General features: G+C 58.8%; 19 protein-coding genes and 5 tRNA genes. 15 read left to right on the forward strand and 9 right to left on the reverse strand.

Annotation, left to right across the window (positions count from 1 at the left end):
* Nucleotides 1-9 precede the first annotated feature (9 nt).
* The 15 genes from rnc (at nt 10) to LK539_RS16790 (ending at nt 13,244) form a co-directional block, all read left to right on the forward strand.
* Entirely contained in the window at nt 10-804 is a 795-nt protein-coding gene (gene rnc / locus LK539_RS16720; protein WP_227802190.1) for a ribonuclease III, read from the forward strand.
* Nucleotides 801-1,721, forward strand: coding sequence for a GTPase Era (era, locus tag LK539_RS16725; RefSeq protein ID WP_227802191.1), 921 nt, complete (start codon nt 801-803; stop codon nt 1,719-1,721). Before rnc ends, era begins: the two co-directional genes overlap by 4 nt.
* A 24-nt stretch (nt 1,722-1,745) precedes the next feature.
* Nucleotides 1,746-2,537 (forward strand): DNA repair protein RecO, encoded by a 792-nt coding sequence (gene recO / locus LK539_RS16730; RefSeq protein ID WP_227802192.1) that lies wholly within the window; start codon nt 1,746-1,748, stop codon nt 2,535-2,537.
* Nucleotides 2,538-2,548: 11 nt separating this feature from the next.
* Nucleotides 2,549-3,331: a pyridoxine 5'-phosphate synthase gene (pdxJ, locus tag LK539_RS16735; protein ID WP_227802193.1), complete on the forward strand. Its 783-nt coding sequence runs from the start codon at nt 2,549-2,551 to the stop codon at nt 3,329-3,331.
* Nucleotide 3,332: 1 nt separating this feature from the next.
* Nucleotides 3,333-3,734, forward strand: coding sequence for a holo-ACP synthase (acpS, locus tag LK539_RS16740; RefSeq protein WP_227802194.1), 402 nt, complete (start codon nt 3,333-3,335; stop codon nt 3,732-3,734).
* A 210-nt stretch (nt 3,735-3,944) separates the two neighbouring features.
* On the forward strand, nt 3,945-5,837 hold the full coding sequence (gene uvrC / locus LK539_RS16745) for an excinuclease ABC subunit UvrC (protein WP_373889558.1): 1,893 nt from the start codon (nt 3,945-3,947) through the stop codon (nt 5,835-5,837).
* Nucleotides 5,838-5,976: 139 nt separating this feature from the next.
* Entirely contained in the window at nt 5,977-6,555 is a 579-nt protein-coding gene (gene pgsA / locus LK539_RS16750) for a CDP-diacylglycerol--glycerol-3-phosphate 3-phosphatidyltransferase (RefSeq protein ID WP_227802195.1), read from the forward strand.
* An 89-nt stretch (nt 6,556-6,644) separates the two neighbouring features.
* Nucleotides 6,645-6,720 (forward strand) — tRNA-Gly (locus LK539_RS16755).
* A gap of 81 nt (nt 6,721-6,801) precedes the next feature.
* Nucleotides 6,802-6,877, forward strand: a tRNA-Gly gene (locus LK539_RS16760).
* Nucleotides 6,878-6,930: 53 nt separating this feature from the next.
* A tRNA-Gly gene (locus tag LK539_RS16765) sits at nt 6,931-7,006 on the forward strand.
* 27 nt (nt 7,007-7,033) lie between these two features.
* A tRNA-Gly gene (locus tag LK539_RS16770) sits at nt 7,034-7,109 on the forward strand.
* A 74-nt stretch (nt 7,110-7,183) separates the two neighbouring features.
* Nucleotides 7,184-7,257, forward strand: a tRNA-Cys gene (locus tag LK539_RS16775).
* Nucleotides 7,258-7,389: 132 nt separating this feature from the next.
* On the forward strand, nt 7,390-8,298 hold the full coding sequence (locus LK539_RS16780) for a tyrosine-type recombinase/integrase (protein WP_227802196.1): 909 nt from the start codon (nt 7,390-7,392) through the stop codon (nt 8,296-8,298).
* A 610-nt stretch (nt 8,299-8,908) separates the two neighbouring features.
* Entirely contained in the window at nt 8,909-11,554 is a 2,646-nt protein-coding gene (locus tag LK539_RS16785) for a xanthine dehydrogenase family protein molybdopterin-binding subunit (protein ID WP_227802197.1), read from the forward strand.
* On the forward strand, nt 11,547-13,244 hold the full coding sequence (locus LK539_RS16790; protein WP_227802198.1) for a ferritin-like domain-containing protein: 1,698 nt from the start codon (nt 11,547-11,549) through the stop codon (nt 13,242-13,244). The genes LK539_RS16785 and LK539_RS16790 overlap by 8 nt, the downstream gene beginning before the upstream one ends.
* Before the next feature lie 706 nt (nt 13,245-13,950).
* Here LK539_RS16790 and LK539_RS16795 read toward each other — a convergent pair.
* The 9 genes from LK539_RS16795 to LK539_RS16835 form a co-directional block, all read right to left on the reverse strand.
* On the reverse strand, nt 13,951-14,880 hold the full coding sequence (locus tag LK539_RS16795) for a hypothetical protein (RefSeq protein ID WP_227802199.1): 930 nt from the start codon (nt 14,878-14,880) through the stop codon (nt 13,951-13,953).
* 144 nt (nt 14,881-15,024) lie between these two features.
* Nucleotides 15,025-15,990: a hypothetical protein gene (locus tag LK539_RS16800; RefSeq protein WP_227802200.1), complete on the reverse strand. Its 966-nt coding sequence runs from the start codon at nt 15,988-15,990 to the stop codon at nt 15,025-15,027.
* A 7-nt stretch (nt 15,991-15,997) separates the two neighbouring features.
* A complete protein-coding gene (locus tag LK539_RS16805; protein ID WP_227802201.1) occupies nt 15,998-16,705 on the reverse strand; it encodes a hypothetical protein in 708 nt (235 codons plus the stop codon).
* Nucleotides 16,706-16,715: 10 nt separating this feature from the next.
* Complete coding sequence (locus LK539_RS16810) at nt 16,716-17,390, reverse strand: CYTH domain-containing protein (RefSeq protein WP_227802202.1); 675 nt, start codon at nt 17,388-17,390, stop codon at nt 16,716-16,718.
* 3 nt (nt 17,391-17,393) lie between these two features.
* Nucleotides 17,394-17,621 carry a hypothetical protein gene (locus LK539_RS16815; protein ID WP_227802203.1) on the reverse strand — a complete coding sequence of 76 codons (228 nt, stop codon included), beginning with the start codon at nt 17,619-17,621 and terminating at the stop codon, nt 17,394-17,396.
* 361 nt (nt 17,622-17,982) lie between these two features.
* On the reverse strand, nt 17,983-18,552 hold the full coding sequence (locus tag LK539_RS16820) for a hypothetical protein (protein ID WP_227802204.1): 570 nt from the start codon (nt 18,550-18,552) through the stop codon (nt 17,983-17,985).
* A 754-nt stretch (nt 18,553-19,306) separates the two neighbouring features.
* A complete protein-coding gene (locus LK539_RS16825; protein WP_227802205.1) occupies nt 19,307-21,001 on the reverse strand; it encodes a subtype B tannase in 1,695 nt (564 codons plus the stop codon).
* A gap of 26 nt (nt 21,002-21,027) precedes the next feature.
* Nucleotides 21,028-22,128, reverse strand: a complete 1,101-nt coding sequence (locus LK539_RS16830) for a porin (RefSeq protein WP_227802206.1) — start codon at nt 22,126-22,128, stop codon at nt 21,028-21,030.
* Between the two features lie 108 nt (nt 22,129-22,236).
* Nucleotides 22,237-23,538 carry a gallate dioxygenase gene (locus LK539_RS16835; RefSeq protein WP_227802207.1) on the reverse strand — a complete coding sequence of 434 codons (1,302 nt, stop codon included), beginning with the start codon at nt 23,536-23,538 and terminating at the stop codon, nt 22,237-22,239.
* Between the last annotated feature and the right edge of the window lie 3 nt (nt 23,539-23,541).

Raw genomic sequence — 23,541 nt, forward strand, 5'->3', positions numbered from 1 at the left:
GACAGCACAATGAATCTACAGTTATTGCAAACACGCTTGGGTTATACGTTCCGGGACACCGGCCTGCTCCAGCAAGCCCTGACCCACCGTAGCCATAGCGCGCTGCATAACGAACGCCTGGAATTCCTTGGCGACTCGATCTTGAACTGCGTCGTGGCGTCGATCCTGTACGAACGTTTCAGCCACCTCGACGAAGGCGATTTGTCGCGCCTGCGCGCCAACCTGGTCAAGCAGCAGTCGCTGTTCGAGATCGCCCAGAAGCTGGAGCTGTCGCAGTTCCTGCGGCTGGGGGAGGGCGAGCTGAAGTCGGGCGGCTTCCGCCGGCCCTCGATCCTGGCCGACACCCTGGAAGCCCTGCTGGGCGCGATCTTCCTCGACACCGGCTTCGATGCGGCGCGCGACGTGATCCGCGCCTTCTACCTGCCGCTGCTCGAGACGGTCGACCCGGCGACGCTGGGCAAGGATGCCAAGACCCTGCTGCAGGAATTCCTGCAGAGCAAGAAAATCTCGCTGCCGACCTATAACGTGGTGGCAACCCACGGCGCCGCCCACAGCCAGGAATTCGAAGTCGAGTGCCTGGTGCCGAAACTGAACGTACAGGTCTTCGGCCGCGGCGGCAGCCGCCGCGCCGGCGAACAGGCCGCTGCCCGCCTTGCGCTGGAAGCGGCGCAGGCGGCAACGACGAAATCGCCGGCAGCGCGCAAATCGAAGCCACGCACCGCCCAGCTGAAACTGGGCATTGCCACCATCCAGAGCAGCGAACCGGTGGCACAACAGGAACAACCAGGAAGCAAGTCAGCATGAACATCGAGAGCACTACCGGCACCAACGCCACCCCAGAGGGCTTCCGCTGCGGCTACATCGCCATCGTCGGCCGTCCGAACGTCGGCAAGTCGACCCTGATGAACGTGCTGATCGGCGCCAAGGTGTCGATCACCTCGCGCAAGGCCCAGACCACGCGCCACCGCATCACCGGCATCCAGACCCGTGACGACGCCCAGTTCATCTACGTCGACACTCCGGGCTTCCAGACCCGCCATGCAAACGCGCTCAACAAGACGCTGAACAAGACCGTCTCGAACACGCTGACGTCCTCGGACGTGATCCTGTTTCTGGTCGAAGCCGGCACCTTCGGCCCGGCCGACCAGCAGGTGCTCGATTTGCTGCCGAAGAACGTGCCGGTGGTATTGGTCATCAATAAATCGGACCGCATGAAGGACAAGGCGGTGCTGATGCCCTTCGCCCAGAAGATTGCCGCGCTGCGCGACTTCACGGCCATCGTGCCGGTCTCGGCCAAGATGCGCTTCCAGGTCGATGCGCTGGAGAACGAGATCAAGCGCCACCTGCCGGAGAACGCCCCGATCTTCGGGCCGGACGACATCACCGACCGCAGCGAGAAGTTCCTGGCCGCCGAGATCGTGCGTGAAAAAGTGTTCCGCCTGCTCGGCGACGAGCTGCCCTACACCAGCACGGTGATCATCGAGCAGTTCCAGCAGGAAGGCAACCTGCGCCGCATCTTCTGCGCCATCCTGGTCGAGCGCGACACGCACAAGTCGATGATCATCGGGAACAAGGGCGCGCGCCTGAAGGAAATCTCGACCCAGTCGCGCCTGGACATGGAAAAGCTGTTCGACGGCCCCGTGTACCTGGAAATCTGGGTCAAGGTCAAATCCGGCTGGGCCGACAACGAAGCGGGCCTGCGCGCCTACGGCTACGAGTAACTCCCTGGAGGCCGTCCCCACCGCATGCCCAGCCCAGACGACCTCATCGACACACCGGAACAGAGCGTTCCGGTAACGGCCAAGCGCAGCCGCACACCTGTGCGCGAGACCCGGGTGAGCGGCCAGCCCGGCTTCGTCCTGCACAGCTATCCCTACAAGGAAACCAGCCTGATCGTGGACATGTTCACGCGCGACTACGGCCGCGTGGGCGTGGTCGCGAAGGGCGCCAAGCGTCCGCTGTCGAAGCTGCGCGGGGTGCTGCAGACCTTCCAGCCGCTGTCGCTCTCGTTTTCCGGCAAGTCCGAGCTGCGTACCCTGATCGATGCCGAATGGGTCGGCGGCATGCTGCCGCTGGAGAAGACCGCGCTGCTGTGCGGCTTCTACCTGAACGAACTCCTGGTGAAACTGCTGGCGCGCGACGACAAGCACCCGGCCTTGTTCGATCACTACGTCTCGACATTGAACCAGCTGGCCCATGGCGAGCCGGCGCCGATCGTCTTGCGAAAGTTCGAACGGGCCTTACTTAAGGAAACTGGCGTCGCGGCCGACCTCGGACGTTCGACCACCACCCGCGGCCCGGTCGAGCCGGAACGCGACTACGTGGTCGACCCGGAAAAGGGTGCACGCGAAGCGCTGGCCAGCGACGTGTGGCCGGTGGTGACCGGTAAAACCCTGCTCGACATGGAGCGCGAGGACTACGGCGACCCGGTGACGCAGGGGCAGAGCAAGCAGCTGATGCGCTTCCTGCTGGCGCACCACCTGGGCGGCGCACCACTCAACACGCGCCAGATTTTGATCGACCTGATGCAGTTATAAAGAGACCACAAATGAGCTTCCTGCAACCTGCCGGTTCGGTGATCGACCTCGGCGTCAACATCGACCACATCGCCACCGTGCGCAATGCCCGCGGCACCAGCTACCCGGACCCGATCCGCGGCGCGCTGCTGGCCGAGCAGGCCGGCGCCGACCTGATCACCCTGCACCTGCGCGAAGACCGCCGCCACATCAAGGATGCGGACGTGCTGGCGCTGCGCCCGCTCTTGACCACCCGCATGAACCTGGAAGCGGCCGTGACGCGCGAGATGATCGACTTCGCCTGCCAGGTCAAGCCGCAGGACGTGTGCCTGGTGCCGGAGCGGCGCGAGGAAGTCACCACCGAGGGCGGCCTGGACGTGATCCGCTACTACAAGGAAGTGGAAGCCGCGGTGCAGCAGCTCAAAGCGGAGGGCATCCGCGTGTCGCTGTTCATCGATGCCGATGAAGCGCAAATTGAAGCGGCCGCAAACGTCGGCGCCACCGTGATCGAGCTGCATACCGGGCGCTATGCGGAAGCCGAGGGCGAGGAAGCGGTTCGCGAGATCGAGCGCATTAAGGTGGGCGTGCGTGCCGGCGCGTCGCGCGGCCTGCGCGTGAATGCCGGCCACGGCCTGCACTACACCAATGTGCAGCCGATCGCGGCGATCCCCGACATCCACGAGCTGAACATCGGCCACGCGATCGTCGGCCACGCCCTGTTCGTCGGCTGGGAGAACGCGGTGCGCGAAATGAAGGCCATCATGGTGGCGGCGCGCCTGGGCGTGCAGTACGCGACACCTCGGACCGGGGCTTGAGATGATCTACGGGATCGGCACCGACATCGTCCAGATCTCGCGTATCGAGGCGGCCCTTGCACGCAGTGGCCCGCGCTTCGCCGAGAAGATCCTCGGCCCGCAGGAACTGGAAAAATACCACGCCCGCAGCGCCAAGAACCCGGTGCGCGGGCTGCGTTTCCTGGCCACCCGTTTCTCGGCCAAGGAAGCGTTTTCGAAGGCGATCGGGCTGGGCATGCGCATGCCCATGACCTGGCGCTCGGCCCAGATGCTCAACGCGCCCGGCGGCAAGCCGGTCATCGTGTGCAGCGGGGGCCTGGAAGAATTCATGCGCGCGAACGGTTTGAGCGCGCAGGTGTCGATCAGTGACGAAGCCGATTATGCGGTGGCCTTCGTCATCGTGACCAAGGACGTGGCCGCATAAAGTTCGAGTGAGCTGGACGTGAGCAAGGAAGAGCAGGGTCGGGCGGAGCCCGACGAAGGGCTGCACGAAGCGGAGCTCGCCTATGTGGCGAGCGGCGGGGCGGCGATGCCGGTCCCGGCATCTAGGGCCGCGCGCATCGGCGCCGCCAAACCCAGGATCAGGAAAGCAGAAGTCGTCGCGCCGCGCTTGCGGCCGGACAGTTGGCAGGCCATGAAAGAAGAATTGAAAGCGACATTGAAAGGCGACGCAGCGCAGCCGGTGCAGCCGAGCGAAGCGGCGCGCGAACAGGTACTGGCGACGGTCGCCAAGCTGCCCGCACTGCCGGGCGTCTACCGCTATTTCGACGCCAACCAGAACGTGCTCTACGTGGGCAAGGCGCGCAACCTCAAGAACCGCGTGTCGAGCTACTTCCAGAAGAACCTCTCGAGCCCGCGCATCGCGATGATGGTCTCGCAGATCGCGCACCTGGAAACCACGGTGACGAGCAGCGAGGCCGAAGCGCTGATCCTGGAAAACAACCTGATCAAGTCGCTCAAGCCGCGCTACAACATCCTGTTCCGCGACGATAAAAGCTACCCCTACATCAAGATCTCGGGCGGCGAGGCGCCGCGCCTGGGCTACTACCGCGGCGCGCTCGACAAGAAGAACCAGTACTTCGGTCCTTTCCCGTCCGCCTGGGCGGCCAAGGAATCGATCCAGCTGCTGCAGCGCGTGTTCCTGCTGCGCACCTGCGAGGACAGCGTGTACAGCAACCGCACGCGCCCCTGCCTGCTGCACCAGATCGGCCGCTGCAGCGCGCCCTGCGTCGACCTGATCGCGCCGGAAGACTACGCGCGCGACGTCGACAACGCGGCGCGCTTCCTGCGCGGGCGCCAGACCGAAGTGCTGGAGGATCTGGAGCAGAAGATGCAGGCCTACGCCATGGAGCTCAAGTTCGAGCAGGCGGCCAGCATCCGCAACCAGATCCAGGCCTTGTCCAAGGTGCTGCACGCGCAGAGCATGGAGACGGTGGGCGACGCCGACGTCGACGTGATCGCCGTGGTGGTGCAGGGCGGCCGCGCCTGCGTCAACCTGGCGATGGTGCGCGGCGGCCGCCACCTGGGCGACCGCGCCTACTTCCCGACCCACGTCGGCGAGTCGCTCGGCGAATGCCCGATCGAGGTCGAGGTGCTGTGCGCCTTCCTGGCCCAGCACTACGCGGGCCAGTTCATCCCGGGCACGCTGATCCTGAACATCGAGTTCGACCAGCCGGAGCTGATCGTGGCCCTGAGCGAGCAGTGCGGCCACCGCATCAACCTGATCTTCCAGCCGCAGGGCCAGCGCCGCCAGTGGCTGGAGATGGCCTGCAAGGGCGCCGAGATCGCACTGGCGCGCCTGCTATCCGAACAGGGCTCGCAACAGGCGCGCACGCGCGCGCTGGCCGATGTGCTCAATCTGGACGCCGAGACCCTGGACGAACTGCGCATCGAATGCTTCGACATCAGCCACACGGCGGGCGAGGCGACCCAGGCCTCCTGCGTGGTGTTCCACCACCACCAGATGCAGAACGGCGAATACCGCCGCTTCAACATCAACGGCATCACGCCAGGCGACGACTACGCCGCCATGCGCCAGGTGCTGCAGCGCCGCTACGAAAAGGTGGCCAACGGCGAAGGCGTCATGCCGGATATCGTGCTGGTCGACGGCGGCAAGGGCCAGGTCGAGATGGCGCGCCAGGTGTTCGAAGAGTTGGGCTTACCCATTTCGATGATCGTCGGCGTGGCCAAGGGAGAGGGCCGCCGCGTGGGCCTGGAGACCCTGATCTTCGCCGACGGCCGCGCACCGCAGGAGCTGGGCAAGGAATCGGCCGCGCTGATGCTGGTCGCCATGATCCGCGACGAGGCGCACCGCTTCGCCATCACCGGCATGCGCGCCAAGCGCGCCAAGGCCCGCCAGGCGTCCCGGCTGGAAGAGATCGAAGGCATCGGCGCCAAGCGCCGCCAGCGCCTGCTGGCCCGCTTCGGCGGCCTGCGCGGCGTGATCGACGCCAGCGTGGAGGATCTGATGTCGGTGGAGGGCATCTCGAGTACGCTGGCGGAGGAGATTTATCGTCAGCTGCACTGATTTACCGGACCGGGGCGCTTGCCCCGGTTTTACTTTGTACGGCCAGCGCGCGGCATACAGACGAGCTACCTAGTCCAATTTGCAATACCCATGTAGACTGTCGCCCAAACTTTTCATTCCCGTAATCAGTGCTTTTTCTATGCCTTTCAACATTCCGATTCTCCTGACCTGGTTACGTGTCGCACTGATTCCGCTGGTTGTAGGCGTCTTCTATCTCCCGACCCACTGGCTCCCGCTGGCCGACCGCAACCTGGCGGCGACGCTGGTGTTCATCGTCGCAGCCGTCACCGACTGGTTCGACGGCTTCCTGGCGCGGCGCTGGAACCAGACCTCGGCCTTCGGTGCCTTCCTCGACCCGGTCGCCGACAAGCTGATGGTGGCCGGCGCGCTGCTGGTGCTGGTCCAGCTGGACCGCGTGAACGCGATCATCGCCTTCATCATCATCGGCCGCGAGATCACCATCTCCGCGCTGCGCGAATGGATGGCCCAGATCGGCGCGACCAAGTCGGTGGCGGTGAGCTCGCTCGGCAAGATCAAGACCGCGGCCCAGATGACGGCGATCCCGATGCTGCTGTTCCATGACGTGATCCTCGGCGTCGACACCCATTACTGGGGCGAGTACTTCCTGTGGGTCGCGGGCGTGCTGACGGTTTGGTCGATGTTCTACTACCTGCGCCGGGCGTGGCCGCTTATTAAGGAAAAGGCAGGAAACTTGTAAGAAATGTTCGGTGTCATCCTTGACGTATGGAATAGAATCTCTATAATGCCTGCCTGTTGCGACGACATCGTTGCAGAATGAAAGACGAAGCGGGAGTAGCTCAGTTGGTAGAGCGCAACCTTGCCAAGGTTGAGGTCGAGAGTTCGAGACTCTTCTCCCGCTCCAAAGTTTCAAGATGATCAGTGCTCTGCACGATTGGCAATCTTGAAAAAATGTCAAAGTTCTGCAATAATGGTTGTCCTGAACGCGGGAGTAGCTCAGTTGGTAGAGCGCAACCTTGCCAAGGTTGAGGTCGAGAGTTCGAGACTCTTCTCCCGCTCCAGTTTGCTTGAAGCGAGCTGGTGCGACAGGCGCAGTAGATAGTAAGACTCCAATGCGGGAGTAGCTCAGTTGGTAGAGCGCAACCTTGCCAAGGTTGAGGTCGAGAGTTCGAGACTCTTCTCCCGCTCCAAAGGTTTTACGACAGTAATACTCCTAAGCGGGAGTAGCTCAGTTGGTAGAGCGCAACCTTGCCAAGGTTGAGGTCGAGAGTTCGAGACTCTTCTCCCGCTCCAAATTCAGAGAAGACATTCCTTCTCGGTTGATACGGCACATAACCGGCCGGATCAGCTCAGCTAAGATGAAATCTGGCGAGGTAGCAAAGCGGTTATGCAGCGGCCTGCAAAGCCGTCTAGACGGGTTCGACTCCCGTCCTCGCCTCCAGAACTCCATAGTACGGGCCCTTTTAGGGCCCGTTCGTTTTGGGTTCAACACCTCCTGAACTTTGTGGTGCACCACACTCTCTAACGGCCAAATTGCCGTCGTCTTCCGATAGCTGTTCACTATGACTAAATCATGGCGACCATCATCAAACGCCCTTATGGGTATCAACTACGCGTCACCCACAAGCTCCTGCCGAAACCTTTGTGGGCAACGTTCGATGACTATGAAACCGCTGAGCGGTATGGCAAGCAACTTGAAGGTTTGCTCGCGCAGGGGATTGTGCCAGCTGCTCTTCTAGAAAAGGCGAGTCCGAAGCAGCAAATATGGACCGTACATCGTTGCATTGCCGAGTACCTCCGGCATAATTCAGTACCGCTGTCGGATCAAAGACTTTTAGACACGGTCTTACCGAGCGTGACAAAGATTGCAACCAGCATGCTAAATTACGAGTGGGCAGAAGCGTGGATTTGCGAACTCAAGCGCACGCATCACTTGTCGCCGTCAACGATCCGCCATCGCCACGGTGCACTGGCTAGGTGTTTGGACTGGATGACGCGCAAGCACCCTGACATCATGGCACAAAACCCCCTGCGCCTCCTAAAGAGGGGGTTTGCAAGTTATACCGAGGCGGATGCGGAATTCCTTGCAGGCCGCGGTCTGGAACCTCGATACGACATTAGTCGCGACCGGCGGCTGCATGAGGGCGAAGAAGAGAAAGTCTTAAGCCTGCTAAGGCCGATGCCCGATGAGTTTACGTTGTTTCACTTAGCGGTGAACACAGCTATGCGGTTACGCGAGTGCTATACCTTAGAGTTGAGCCAGCTAAAGATTCAGCAGCGTACGATTACCCTTGATCGTACCAAGAATGGGGACACGCGCCAGGTCCCGTTGCCGAGGACTCTACTGCCCATTCTTTCAACGTACATTGATGAGCGAGTGGATGAGATTAAGTCCCGTGCTTGGAGAATCTTCCCCTTCTGGTCGGGTGAGCGAGACGAGCGGACACTCGACACTCCAGAGAAGGGAAATCGTGTTTTCTGATGCGTGACCTGACATGTCTGTACTAGTCCGCTCCTGCTGAACCTGCCCGTCAGCGTCACCATAGCATGTTGCTTAGGTGGAAAATCACGAGCGATGCTCAATAGAGGAATGCGCCGGCAATTCGGTGTTGGCGCCAACCGAACTTATCAAGCAGATGACGGTATCAGAAAAAACGTCATGCTGATCAAGGTAGGCTTGGTGTAAAAAGGGGATGCGAAGATGCCCTTCTCGGCCTCGCTGTGCCCGCTTGATTCCCTTCGTTAAACCCACCAATAAACCCGAGCAGGCTCTACAGTTGCATTGCTTGCGGCAAGTTTTTTCCAGTTGAAAAAAGCAACCTAATCGATCAAGTAAAACATATTTTTTTGGCATAAATTCTATCGAATTGTCACAATTTGTTATGCTGCAACAAATGCAACTAAAAGTCGACTTCCGTGTACGTACCTATGAGTTCTCGAATATGATTTCCGTGGCACAGGGAATGCAGTCTGGATGAAGTTTAATTGTCTAGTTCAACAGTCTGAGCGCGCGGGGGGGCCGTGCAAATGTCCGTTTTAACGGTCTCGCGTGCACGCAATACGCGGGCTAGACAGCCAACCATGAAATCTACATGAATGCTGACGACTTTCGCCGCGCTCGCGTAACTGGCGCTAAAACCTTTGCCAGCGATTACCGTCCCAAGGACTTCGGCTGGGGAACTATGTGTCAGCATGCGCTTGTGCTACGCTCAAGCCGCACCGATTGTGTCTTCCGCGGCTTTGATGTGTCACGTCTCCCGGTGGCCACACGCCCGAGCCGTCTGGTGAGCGCAGACGACATTGTGGCGGCCGCGCCAGCGGACATACAACCGGCCTTGCGCAAAACGATCGAGGAAATCTTTGTTCCCGTAGGCAGCCGTGCCAAGTACCGCGGTCAGCCGATCGGCCTGGCTCTGTTCAACGATTACCAGCAGTTCTTCGCGGGGGCAATGGAGTTGCGTGCGAATTCAGCAGCGGAACTGTATGGACCGATCGTGGACGCTACCTTACTGCCCACGCTGGGCCAGCGCCTGGAACGGTGGCGCAAGTGGGACGCACCCGGGTTCGGCGGCAAGCCAGTGCAGCAGCATTACCTAAGGCGGCTGTCGGCTAATCGAGACGCACTCCTGTTTCCGACGGCGCGCGAGCATTTCATGGACCGCGACAAGCCCGCTGTCGCGGATAGCGACCGGGCTCGCGTCATGCTAGCCCTGTCCGAGGCGCTGGAGGCCTCTGAGAGGGCCGGAAAGCAGATAGTGCACAACGCTTATACGGCTTCGGTGGATCCGGCCTTTCTAGAACCGGAATGTGGCATCGCGTGGTTCGACCAGGCAAACGTCACCATGCATCTGGCGTTCGGCGCGCAAAGCATTGCAGGCGACCGTGGACGGATCAACAGAATGCTGGGCAATGTCGGGGTGGAAATTACGCCTTTGCCCATGGGCGGCAGCTTTGGCGGGCGCGAGAATTCGGGATTTCCCGAGCTGCTCGCTGCCGCCGCCTTGGTCGCTACAGGACCGGTACGTCTAGCGCACGATCGCTACGAGCAATTCCAATCCGGCTTGAAACGCCACGCCTGCGCTTCCCGCACCGCATTGGCCTACGATGCCGACGGCACTTTCAGAGCCCTGCAAAGTCATCTGGTCTTCGAAGGGGGCGCGATTGCTAACCTGACCGCTTCAGTCATGAAACTCGGTACGTTGCATGCCGCCGGGCCTTACGCCTTCGAGCTTTCGGCCGTGCATGGCGCCGCATGTGAGATGCGCGGCCCGGTCGCAGGTTCCATGCGCGGGTTCGGCATCCCGCAGTCGTGTTTCAATATCGAAGTTCTCGTGGATCGGGTGGCTACGCAATTAGACATGGATGCCATCGCATTGCGACAAAAAAACCTCTTCGTCTCGCATGGTGAGCATCACGTCGCGAACTTTGATGCAGGGGGCGCGCCCCTTGACTTTCATGTCGGGATCGCCGAAGTACTGCGACTGGCAGCGGGCGACAGCCTATGGCGTGAGCGCGATACCTTGCGCAGCCAGAAGTCCAGTGAACACAAGAGATACGGCGTGGGATTCGCCTGTTGCGCTGAGGCCTATGGCACCAGCAGTGACGGCGCTTGCGCTATCGTCCATCTTTCCCCAGCGGGAAAGATCACGGTCTTTACCCAGGTCTCGGAAATGGGGCAGGGCGCTGCTGCGGCGGTCGAAAACGCCACCTGCTTTGGTCTGGGCCAGCCCGCGTCCCACGTCAGGTTGTCCGAAGATCTTGTCTTCGAGGCGCTGCGCATGCGACTTGAGAAAGAAGCGGGTCCGGGCGACTTTTCGACCAAGGTGCTTTCTGCGCAAGGCACAAGTGCCTCGCGCACGGCTTTCTTTCACGTACACGCTATCCGACAGGCAGTCGAGGCGCTATGGCGCGAGAGCCTGCTGCCGGCACTGTGCATGTTGTGGAACGTAAGCGAGGAATCGCTGGCGAACCTTGCCCCTGAGTGGAAAGACGGGGTATTGCAAGTAGGCGATGCTCGTCCCGTGACGCTCGCAGACTTGGCTACGGTCATCCACAAGCAGGGCTGGAGTAGCGCCGCCATGGTTCATTCTTATTTCAAGCAAGGCTGGGTCGGAGCATCCTTCAAGACAGTGCGTGGCCGGTCGTTCGACCTTTATGCGGACGGCCTGGCCACCGCCAGCATTGAAAACCCTGATCAGACAGACGGCTGGCAGCGCGCTGAACGCAGCGAGCTAAAAACGCCGCCAGACGGGTCGCACTATCGCACGCTCTACGCAGCAGGCGGCCATCTGGTCGGCGTCGTGGTCGACACTCGTAGTGGCGAAGTAAGGGTCTCCGACGTAGTCAGCATCATTGATGCCGGCACTCCCTTGCACCTGCCTTCGCTAGAAGGGCAGATCGAAGGCGGGCTGGCGATGGGGCTGAGCCATGCCCTTTTCGAGAGTATGCCGGACCACGTAGGTTGCACTCGAGCGCTCAACTTCGATACCTACCGGATTGCGCGCTCGGAGAACATGCCGCTTACACACAAGAAGTACCTAGTAGAACTGGACAGGTCGATCGTGCCAGGCGGGCCGCCCCACCTGCGCCATAAGGGCGTTGCCGAAGTGACCATGACAACCGTGGCGCCGGCGATCGCCAACGCGATTGCGCACGCGCTTGGTCATAGTTTTTGGCCAAGCACCTTACCAATTAGACCGCAGCATATTTTGTCGCGGCAGGGAGAACGAAATGCGTGAGGGCAAAGTCAACGTCAGCTTCCTGGTCAATGGGCACCGTTGCGACCCCACCGTGCGTGGCGACTTGCCGTTGCTGCATTATCTGCACGAAGAACTCGACAAAACAGGTACCAAGTTTGGCTGCGGCGTCGGCGAATGCAGAGCATGTACTGTTAATATCCGTTACTCCTCCGACGGCCCCCTGTATGCGGCCCAAGCTTGTATCACTCCTTTGCGCCATCTCGACGGATGCGAAATCCTAACCGTTGAATCCTTGGCCGAAGGTGGTCAGCTGCAGGACCTTCAGCAAGCTTTCTTGGAGCACTTCAGCTTCCAGTGCGGCTATTGCACGTCCGGCTTCCTAATGGCCAGTCAAGCTTGCCTTGATTTGCTTGAGCGTGAGCCGCCCACCGAAGCAGACTTAATGAAGCGAATTGGGGCGTCGATCGGACAGCACCTGTGCCGCTGCACGTCCTACGAGCGCTACCATCAGGCTGTAGCCCAGGTGGCGCGTCAGCGTGGCTTGGTGAAAGTGCCGAAGCCTGACGTGCGCGAGGACGATAGAGAGACCGGCGGCGCGCCTGCCGCGAATGGCGGCTGGGTGTTCGAGTCGCCGCGCATGGAATTGATTCGCTTGCTGCGCATTGCCTGCGAAATCGAGCATAGCCTAATGGTGCAATACCTGTATGCGGCGTTCTCCATTCGGGTGCCTCGCTACAGTACTCTGGCCGGCTGGGGCAATCACCAGTATGCCGGGCGCCCCATGCACCTGCTTGGAGTGGCAATCGAGGAAATGGGACATCTGCATATCGTCAACCGCATGCTCGTGGCTCTGGACGCCGCGCCGAACCTGGAACGCGAGCAGTTCCCGTTCGAGGTTGATCTTTATCCCTTCCCGTTGACGCTGGAACCGCTGAGCTTGAGCAGCCTTGCTAAATATGTTTATGTTGAAGGCCCGAATGACCTGTTCTCTGCGCCCGACGGGAAATACGATCCCGCCTTCATCGCCGAGTTGGGCCACGTGTTGGGACAGAATCATTCAAATAACCGCATCGCGCCGTTATATGAACGTATCCTCAAACAGCTTGACCGGTGCGAGGAGCGCGAGCCGGCGATGATCGACTACGACAAGTGGCGTCAGCAGCTCATTGAGGTCTCTGAGGAAGGCGAAACTGAGCATTTCGAGCTGTTCAAGGACATCTTCATGGGTACACACCCGGCTTTTGACAGCGGCAATCCGTGGGACCTGCCTAATGAGGATCCTAACTATCCGTCATTGCAAACCCCGATCAACCCAAGTGCTTTCCGCGGACGCGGCAATCAGATCCGCAACGAGCGTATGCGTAACGTCGCTTGGCTGGGTAACCTGCACTACTGGTTAGTGTGCGTTCTGCTCGACCTGTCCTACACCGGCCATGACCGCCTGTTGTTGTGCGCCAGGCGTCATATGGCTGGGCCTTTACGCGCGCTCGGTGGATACCTAGCCACGCAGGGCGCGGGACTGCCGTTCGATCCGCTCAACGGCGGTTACCGGCTGGGCCAGAGCCGTGGCAGCAATCGCGAGGTGGCGGGCATGCTTCTTGACGAAATCGACCGGGTGGAAACAGAAGTGCAAGCCGATCTTCCCCAGGACTATGTGCTGCGCCTGAGCGAGTCGACGCGCGATGGATTGCGGTTGGATGCGGCTGAGTTAGACGGAAATCGAAATTGACGGGAGGCGGACAATGATTAAACATGCCGCGTGTATGGCTGGCGTGACCGCAAAGGATGTGTCCCACGGTAAACACCAGGGCAGGCTTGGGGACGTTCTTACTCTTGGCGGCACACTGCAAGCAAGCGCGCCGTTAACAAGGCGAGCAAACGGCTCTTGTGCTCGCGAAGACCGGTCTCCCTGAACAAAGTGACGCGCATCCTTGCAGATGAACGGGTCTCGGCTGCACGGACTGGCTCAAGGCGAGCGAAGCGAATAAGCGTTCAACTTCAATAGGATGGTTACGCGCGTCAGTACTTCCAAGACTATCCCCCAATTTTCTGCAGCGTCGCCCCAAGGATCTCGGCATAGCACTCTTGCATACGAGTGGCCGCTTCGCTCACCGATTGTTTCGCTTGCGCGAGCAGATCGACTCGCAGCGTATATGCCGGAATCAAGCTTCGCAATACAGCAGGCCGCAGCGTAGTGGCCGTCGATATCGCTGTTTCCACTGACAAGTGAGCACGGAAGGCCTGCTGCTTCGTGTATGAGTGACGAACGAGACATCATGTGTTCTTGCACAGGTAGGCACGGCGACGCCTTCTTACAACTGTGGAGCAAGCAATACTTACATTGGCGCCTTGCTCAGCAACATAAGCGAGCAGAACAGGCTCGCCGCTTTGATTGTGCCGCAGGAATCGGAGCGCATGTATCGTGCTTGGGTTTCCTAGTGAGGCGTACCCCGGCGGCCCTTGTCGACGACGTACTGATAAAAGCTCAGACATTCCACTTTGACACCCTCGTTCGTCAGGCGCGGCGATTTGGGATCCGCCTCATCTCGGTGGATGACTTGATGGTCGACCAAAGCCTGTTCGGCCTCGAGAAAAATCTTGTAGGCAGCCTCAGTGCACAGAAAGGCCGTCATTCCATTGCGATGCTTTTCGTAGAAAGCGTTGTAGGCCGCGTTGAGCTTGTCGAACGCGTCCAGCCCGACCAGGCTCGCTGGAATAGGGCGTGGAGCTAAGTGCTTCTCACCCGGGTTTATCGGGGCAGTAAGCCGATACATTATGTTGCCGATCTTATACTGTCCTGGATCCTCCTGTAGATAGATCACGTCTTTTACGTTGCCTAGTGTCATGATGCCAGAACATTGTGCGCATGATTCGAGCGACGTGTAGATGGTTACGCCGCGCAGTGCGTTGCCGTAACGGTTCTCTGCCGGCTCGTTTGGTTGCGGGCCAATGGCCCAGCTGTCATGGATTTTGCTGAGCTTGAAAACGCGATTAAGCAATCGGGCCTCAGCGTGCTCGACAGAGCTATTGAAGAGTTCATTGTGGTTGAAATCAAAGTCGATGATTTGGCCATTCCGGTCAACAGCGATAGCGGCGATGTTGTGACCGAGATAGTCTCGGTTCAAGAAAATACCGCGCTTGGCATATTCATGATCGGGTGGTAATAGTGGATTTATGCCATGTCCATCCGGCGCAGGCTTGTCCTTGGCTTTAGGACGATTCCCGCAAAAGTTAAACGCCACGATAGCCATCAACAGCAAACAGTAAATCCGGTGGCGTTCTTGTTCCTGTGGCGGCATTTTAATTTGGATCGGCTCTACCAATTTCCTAACAGGGCCATCCATATACTTGCTAAGTTCACTCATGATTCGGCTCCTTTATGGCGGACAATCAGGTTGGTCAGCTGCTCCCTGTTGGGTGCATCAAGCAAAGGCATCATGTAAGCTCATCCACAAATTGTCAGGCCCCGTCAACTATATCCGCGCTTCTGATGTTTTTAACTGATTTGCTTATATAAGCTTTGCCTCGCATAAATGGGCGTGTAACATTCGTACGAGATCTGGTTTCTGGAGATGAGAATGATACGACAATGCCAAAGTTGCAAGTTCATAAGGCGAAGTGGCGGCGCCTCTAAGTTCATTAAATCGCAGAAAATGATCGAGGTGCGAAAGTCCGTCAATTAATGCTCGTGATAACGCGTCATTATCACGTTCCTCTGCATCGAAAAGTGCAGGCCATTTAGCAGTATTGTCTGGCCGAATAAAGCGCTGGATGGCAAGATATATCTTGTTGTTCAGCCCTATTTGTTCAGAAAGCTTATTCAGGCACGACACATAAATTTTTTCAGAAAATGCTTCCAATGCATCAAGATATTTTTCACGAGAAGTATAGATACGTTCTACGGAACTTCTCCTAAACCGAAGAGACGGCCATAAGTAATCCCACCCTTCACCATCACCTACGGTCCTAAGTACATAAAGTAACGCTGGTTTCTCCAGGGACCACAAACTATGGATTCCTCGTTCTCCCGTCGAAATTATCTCGCAGTCTCCAACGTTTAGTACGCGTGTGTCCGTCCATTTTAAGGTTCCTACTTCCACGCCGTTGTGAGGATGGCTAGAACTTTTGAACTCATACCCGTTCAAAATTTGTGGACCTGTTACGACCTTGAACGCTCCCTCGAAGGTATGCTCGTGCATGCTAGTTGAGCGCATGTTCCAAGCAATGATTTCAAAGATCCAGTTTTCATTTAGTGCCATCGGGAACGAGGGTTCCCCAAAGTCGTGAATATGGGGTAATGTTGTAACGCTTGTGTCTTGCACTCTACTCGCGATGGCATAAAGAAATTCCTCAAAGCTGATCAGCGGTGCATGACGCAACAACCGGAAGGCCTTGCTGCGCGCATCTTCCTCAGTGCAAATATTTGCCTTAGCAATTGCGTCGATGGCGAATGCTTTTAGTTCTATTGTCCTCATGTCCCAACTAGCTCAATTGAATGATTGCTGCCCCGTCAGACGCTATCGCTACAATAGCAAATAGTTCGTCGCTCGGGATCGATGAATGTACGATTTTTGCTAAGTCCGCAGCCTTCAGGTGGGCCACTGGAAAGTGTCCAGATCTATGGTTGACAATCACGGCCCAAGTAAGCCCAGAGTGAGTTGTTCTTGGAACAAACGAAATCTCGCCGGCGGCACAAATCTTAAATTGAAACTGAGCGGCCAGGATAGGGTGTATGATTCTGCCGCTTTGCCAGCTCCGAGCGTAGAAGGTGTCATCAATGCTTGCTGCCTCTGTGCACCATAAAAGGTTCCCATTCATTGGAACAACATATAAATACTCTTCCAATCCGAACGAAACATTTAAAGGCTCAGTCGGCATTTGATTGCTAAGTAATGTTGAATGCTTCTCAGAAAGTGCTACAAATTCTGTCAAATATTGAGGTGTAGTCAGTGATATTTCTTTTCGAGGGATTTCTTCTGGTGAAACAGCTAAAATTCTCTTAACGTCAAACAGTGCTGTAGCTAATTTTTGAAGCCAATAGAAAGTTGGAGCAGACAACGTGTGATCGATAGAAATACCGATCGTAAGCGCTAGACATATACGTGCATAGTGATAAGCTGCCGTTGAATTTTCGCCACACTTACTTGCGACATCTCTGTATCGCTCCGTCATCTGCTCCAAAATACTCATTCAATAAGCCTTAAACAAAGTTGAGTTCATCAAGCCAATCTCTCGGAACCCGCTGATAGCGCAGGACTGGGGAAAGGAAGAATCCTGCTTGTTCCACCAAGCCAACAACGTCGCGAAGATCGTCATACGTTTCTGGGGAGTCCAGTTCGACTTCAACCAATTTAAAAGAAAGATTTTTTGAACGGTCTTTAGAGGTTAAATTGATGTCGTGAAGGCTGAGCCATGCAACTGTTTTGCCTTGTTCTCTCACCTGCCGCGTTGTTTTGGTAGACTTGCAACTCGATATAGAACGCAATTTCAATCCCAAAAGATCAGGTCTTGCCGAATAAAGGGCTTGCATTACGATCGATGGGAATTGAAGGGAGAGCGCGAGATCGATCTGGAACTGGTTATCCGCTTTTTCTATTTCATATTTTCGAGCAGTTACCTTAGGTCGTATATAGAAACTTGGGCCCTTAAATTCGAAGAAGTCGATAGACCCTGACTCGTTTGCTCTAGTTCGAAGCACGAGACCTGTGCTGTGGAGGTCCCCAAAGGAGGTATCGTAGAATGTGTCCAAATAAGTGACTTCAGCATCTGTGGATAGGTCGAAGTCGCCAAGCACGCCACTTTCAAGCAGATCACTATATGACTTTTCCGATTTCGGTAGTAGTTGGGTTTCAACGTGAAGAAAGCGGGCTTCCATATGTCACCTCAATCTGTCTGCTGGTTGAAAATCCCGGGACACTGGATCGTACCCTGACGGTCTTTCCAGAATAGCGCGGCTTGCGTTAAGCTTATTTTTCGTTACGGCAGAATCGATCTTATCCGATAACCGTTTTACAATTGCATCTATCTCCGCGACACTTTGGTTATCTAAGGTATTCTTTAGATTTTCAATTGCTTTTTCAACGGCCGGATCTGGTTTCTTTGCCATTTTTTAATCCTTTTTCATTTACATTTGATTAAAGTCACCTTTGAATATTCTTTAGGTCCCTCCTTTCAAATTTTGTGATGCCACGTTAATCGTTCAATTCGATGGTGTTGTAAACAGAAGACCTGCTGGAGCGCCAGGGCGGCTATCCGGCAGCTGGACACAGCGATCATGGTATTTCGTCCATGGCCAACTGGGTGTTGCAGGCGGGTGTGTGCACTTGGCAGGCATACGAAACGTTGGAGCTTGAGAAGCGTGCTCGCACTTGTCCATTGTCAAAGGTGCTTAATAGGCGCTTGCTAATAAGGAGCGGTGAAGTGTTTCGTCCATCCCGGCATGCGAGATCGAAGCTCTTTTTTCGACGCTATCGACTTGCAAAGCAAACTTGGTTACCGTTGAACAACGCAGATACCTGTACACGCGGTATTTGCGCTAACAGCCCTGTTCGCGGACAAAGCCGCAATGGCCATGGTGCGCTATTGTTGCCGCCGGTGTCGGCGCCCTGAGGCAAGCCGATCAGAAGCGCTGTCCTGTCCAGATCGAGGCCGATCCTGTCCGCGTCGTCCAGCGCACTTTGCTCCGTGACAGCCTTGGCGTTACCTGCGAACACGATCGAATAGCCGCCGCAGGAGAGCCTCACCACCGCGCTATCCGCGTTTTCCTTCGACTCGGGGAGGGGCGTTCCCGCCACCTTGGTTGCGTTCACGGTCAGGGGATTGAACGTGGCGCTGCCGCGTGCCAGATGCTTATCGTTCGCCTTGCACTCGTCAGCTTTATAGAACGCCGGAGCCGACCTGGCAGCGAGTGCCCAATTGGGAAAAGCTTGTAGGGTAGTTAGCTGGCGACTCGCCAAGGAGGATGCCGATGATATATCTACCACCCAGCCGTGCTCGGCAGTGCTGTCGTGTACTAAGCAGTGCGTTGCGAGGCCCATGCTGATCTCCTGACTTGTTAAGGCGCGTGGTGCAAGTTGACCAACAGTATGCGCTTTGGTTACGGCTCCGGAATTCCACCTTAGGTGAGAGAACAAAAAAGCAACGATTCAGCGAGTCGCTTTGATGCTGGGAAGCGCTATTGAACAGGCCAAGCGGCGCCAGCGCTCATGCTCACAGCCGCTCACCTGCCTGCGCGCCGATTTTGGGTTCTGGATCGGCCGGCCGCGCATACCGTAAGCATTTGATGTAAGCAGATTTCGCGGGTGTACGCGTCCACCCCAACCTCGACAAACGGGCTGCGAGAGGTGGAGCGTTAGTACCCTTTGTAAGGTCGCCGTACTCGATGGCATCCTCGGCCACCAGCTCGGCCGCAGAGGCGGCCTGCGCTCGGCTGACTCTGCGGTTCTCCGAACGCGCCTGCCTGTCCGCGAATGACGCCACCGCCTCCATGCCCAGTTTCTGCGGCTCGGCTCGTGTAACTTGGTGTAGGCCGCGAAGACCCTTGCCGTAGAGTTATTCGCTCCCACTGGCTGCCGGAAGCCACCGAGACCGGGAAGGCTGAATCGCTCAGGCTACCAGCAGCAATCTAAATAACTTCAGGAGGTGAAAAATGTGGTTTTCGCCTAAGTTCTTGATATTGTTGAGCTAAAGACGCCCTGCAAAGCCGTCTAGACGGGTTCGACTCCCGTCCTCGCCTCCAGAATCCTTCAAGAGAACGGGCCCTTTCAGGGCCCGTTTGCGTTGGTGTCGGTATTACTTGCCGCGATCGGCAGCCTTCAGGACGCCGGCAATCCATGCCATCGCCTCTGGTACATCAAAATTGCCCGCATGCGGCTGGTTCCAGGCCAGCGCATAATTCACATCCTTAACACGCTTGTCGGCCTGTAGCGCACGGCTCAGGTTGATCGAGATAACGAACGAGGTATCGCGATCGCGCGTGCCGTGGCGAACATACCAGTATGGGGCCGTGTCGGCGTTCGAGCCGATATAGCGCATCGGGTTGATCAAGGCAGCCTGCTCGTCGACAACGGTGTCCTGTTGCTTGAGCAGGTTTACAAAGCTCATCCCGGTGTCGTCGTAGCCGATCCCGTCGCCCTTGATGTCGTTGCGGTCCCAGCCGTAAGCCGTGAAGTTCGAGTACGCCTGGTACTTGGTGCCGAACAGGTTCGATTCGCCGGTGGCGCCCGTGATCGTCAGGCCGGTCTGGTCGAATGCGGGCGCCGCTTTCAGCGTCGCCTGGCTTGCAACAAACGCCAGGTAGCGCTCCATGTCGAGCGACACGACCTTTTTCCTCGCATTGTCGACCTGGATCCAGTCGTTGGGATAGGTCCTGGTCGTCGGTCCGCTCGTGATGGTGAAACTTTCGCCAAGGGCGGGAATGATGCCGCCCGCCTGCATGTAGCGCACGGCGGATTTCGCCACTTCATCCTTGATCGTGTCCAGCATGTTCCCGGCACTCAGGCTGGCCGTCTTTCCCGTGCTGTCCTTCGTGCGCAGATGCAGGCTCTTTTGGTAAGCGGGGAATGCTGCTGCCATTTCCGCACTGCCCGAAGGATTCGGATTGCGTCCAACGGTCGCGCGGGTGTTCAGAACGGTGTACAGCCACTCGTAGGCCAGGTCGGCATTGGCCAGGTCGGTGATCGGACAGTAGGCGTTGATTGCCAGCACGTCGTCGCGCAGTGTGCTGCGAACAGCGCCACGGTTGCTCACGATTCCGGCGGCGCCGGCTTCGTCCAGATAGGGCAGATAGTCGCGGCTGTTGCCCGACGCGCCGATGATCGAGGACAGCGCCCCGCCGCCGCTGGTGCCGTTGACCACGATGCGCTCGGCGCTGCCGGGCATCAGCGCATCGTTCAGGCGCAGGTAGCGGATGGCGGCCTTGGCGTCAACAACCGGTGCCGGAGCCTTGCCGGGATAGCTGTCGTCGGCCGCGACGATCCCGCGGCTGCGCGTGGCCACGTCGATGTACACATAGCCGGCTTTCAGGGCGGCGCCGATGTTGCTGGTGGCGCTGTTGTAATTGGCGCCCTCGGTCACGCTGGCCTTGATGTAGCTGGCCCACCAGCCGCCGTTGTTGACCGCGAAGTAGATGGCGGTCTGGCGATTGTTGGCGGCGCTCTCCGGCACGAAGATGTTCATGCTCTGGTAGCCGCAGCCGGTATTCGAGATCGTGACGGGACCGCGCAGGTCGCGCTGATCAGGCTTCATCTGCGTGGGCTTCGCCACGTAGCACACTTCCTTGTACCAGCGCACCGGTACGCTCTGGCCATCAATGGTGACGTTAATGGTGGTGAAGCTGCTCGCGTCAAAAGAAAGCAGGCGGTCGTATGTGCCTGCCGTGTTGCTGGCGGCATGCGCGGCCGCGCTGGACAGCATTGATACGGCGACAGCAACGCCAGCCGCGGTCTTGCGAAGCGCCGGAAGGCGGCGCAGGGTGGATCGGTTCATGCAAGTCTCCTTATGTGAATGGCGAATCAGAACGCATGTTTGATACCGGTGATGATGCCGGTCTGGCTCAGGCCGGCGCCGACCGAACCACCGGCGGAAATGGCGATCGCCGCAGCCCCGTCGTTGTCGACCCGGCCTGCCGCCGCGTAGATTGCGGTGCGCTTGGACAGCTCGTACACCCCACGCACCAGGATCTGCTTGGTATCGTTGGCGCTGTTGCGGTAATCCAGCTTCGACACCTGCGCATCGATGCTGAGAGCCGGGTTGACGCGGTAGGTGGCGCCGACGTACAACATGTTGCTGCGCTGTGCGGTGCTTGAGCCCTCGTTGTCGCGTGCCAGCACACCGGCGCCGATCTTCCAGGCGCCGGCCTTGGCGTAGCCCGCCACGTGCAGGCGGCTGTCGCTCAGGCTGCTGCTGTTCAGGCCAGCCGCGGCCGTCGGCCCACCATAGATGCGGTCGTAGGCGCCTTCGATGCCCCAGGTCGGCGCGTCGTAGCGCAGTAGCGCCGACCATTCGCGGCACTGCTTGCTGTCGACCGCGTTCTCGCCGGGGCAGTTGGTGGCGGCCGGGCCGCCCGCATTGGAGGTGTCGCGGCCGAAGCTATAGGTTCCTGCCACGGTCAGGCCATTGAATGTGCCCTTGTAGGCGATCGAGTTGTCGTGGCGCCCGTTCGGGATGGCCGGATCGAGCTGGCCGAGGCCGTACTGCGAGGCCGCGAACACGTCCACGTCGAAGCTCGACTGGAAGATGGCGTTGTACTGGCGCCCGAAGCTCAACTGGCCCCAGGATCCGGCCAGGCCCACCCAGGCCTGGCGGCCGAACAGGCGGTTGCCTTGGCCCGACATGCCGGTATCCACGTAGAATCCGCTCTCCACGTTGAACACCGCCTTCAGTCCGCCGCCGAGGTCTTCCGAACCCCGGAAGCCGACGCGCGACGGGAACATGCCGCCGCCCAGGCTGGGCATGCGGGTGACGCTGTTGCCGGCGGCATCGGCGTTGGTGTAGTGCTCGACGGCGCCATCCACGATGCCGTAGACGGTGACATTGGTCTGGGCCGACGCCGTTCCCAGGGTGCCGGCAATGCTGCAGGCCGCGATGGCGGCGTGGGCGACGATCTTCTTCATGGTGCTCCTCCAGTCTTTGTTTTAGTGGCGAATTCGGGATGTACGGACGTGCGCCGGGAGCCGCCCTCGCGGGAGGGCGTTCCGGGTGCTACGGTCAGGGAAGGGGGCTCAGGACTTGTTCTTGTCCCAGGCGGCGGCCGAGGCGGTAGCACCGCCGGCCACCGAATACAGCGCGCGCGTGTTGCGGGTCTTCTGGAAGTCTTCCAGTGACTCGCCGCGCATGGCCGCGTAGATATGCAGGTTCGATACGCCGACCACGGCGCCGAGCTTTTCGAGCAGGAAGAAGATCACGCCGTAGCGGATTAATCCCTGCCAGTCGCGACGGGTGATCATGTCGCGCTCCTGCGCAGTGAGGCCGGCCTCCTCGTAGGTGGCGTCGGGGTCGACCAGGAAGCGTGCGCGGAACTTCGGCTGGATCAGTTGGTGCAGGTACTTGTTGATGCGGTAGCCCTGGACGCTGCGCTCGAGGGTGAACGGGTAGGTGCCTTCGAGTTCCTCGACGCCCGCCACCTGGTGCCGCATGTGGGCGCGGTGCTGCTCGTTCGCTTTTGCGCTCAAGGCCGGGTCGCGGCTGGCTTCGCTCTCGTACAGCGCCACCGCGATTCCGGTCATCGACGGCAGGTAGTACTCACGGTGCAGGCAGTGCAGCTTGGCCGACATGGCGCCGCGCATCACCATCCACATCACCACTTCCGCGCTTTCCCAGCCGCCCAGCCGGGCGAAGTCGGCGTGGGTCATGTTCAGCAGGGTCTCAGGATCCTTCTCGAACAGGTCGAGGAACTGGTGGTCCCAGGGCGTGTTGTTGAAGCCGGCGCGCTCGCCGTGCACCTGGTGCGACAGGCCGCCGGTGGCGACCAGCACCACGTTCAGGTCTTCCGGGAAGCTCTCGATGGCGCGGCGCAGGCCCTGGCCCAGCTTGAAGCAGCGGCGCGCGGACGGCACCGGGAACTGCAGCACGCCGCACTGCAGCGGCACGATCTGCCCAGGCCAGGTTTTGTCATGCGGCCAGAGGATCGACAGCGGCGAGAAGCAGCCGTGATCGAGCGGCTTGTCCTGGAAGAAGGACATGTCGAACTCGTCGGCCATCAGCGATTGGCCGATGTGGCGGGCCAGGGCCGCGTGGCCGCCGACCGGGGGCAGGGGGCGCGCGCCGCCGCCTTCGTCAGCCACCCTGTATTCCTCGCCGATGCCCAGTGTGAAAGCCGAGTAATGGTCGAAGAAGAACGAGGTGACGTGGTCGTTGTACACCACAAGCAGCACGTCGGGCTTCTTCTCTGCCAGCCACTGCTGCACCGGCTCATAGGCCTTGAAGATCGGCGCCCAGGCAGCGTCGTTCTGCTTGTTGGTGTCCAGCGCGAAGCCGATGGTCGGGGTATGGGAAGAGGCGATCGCGCCGATGATGTTAGCCATGAT

The organism is Massilia sp. IC2-476, assembly GCF_020707295.1.
Classification (GTDB): Bacteria; Pseudomonadota; Gammaproteobacteria; order Burkholderiales; family Burkholderiaceae_D; genus Telluria.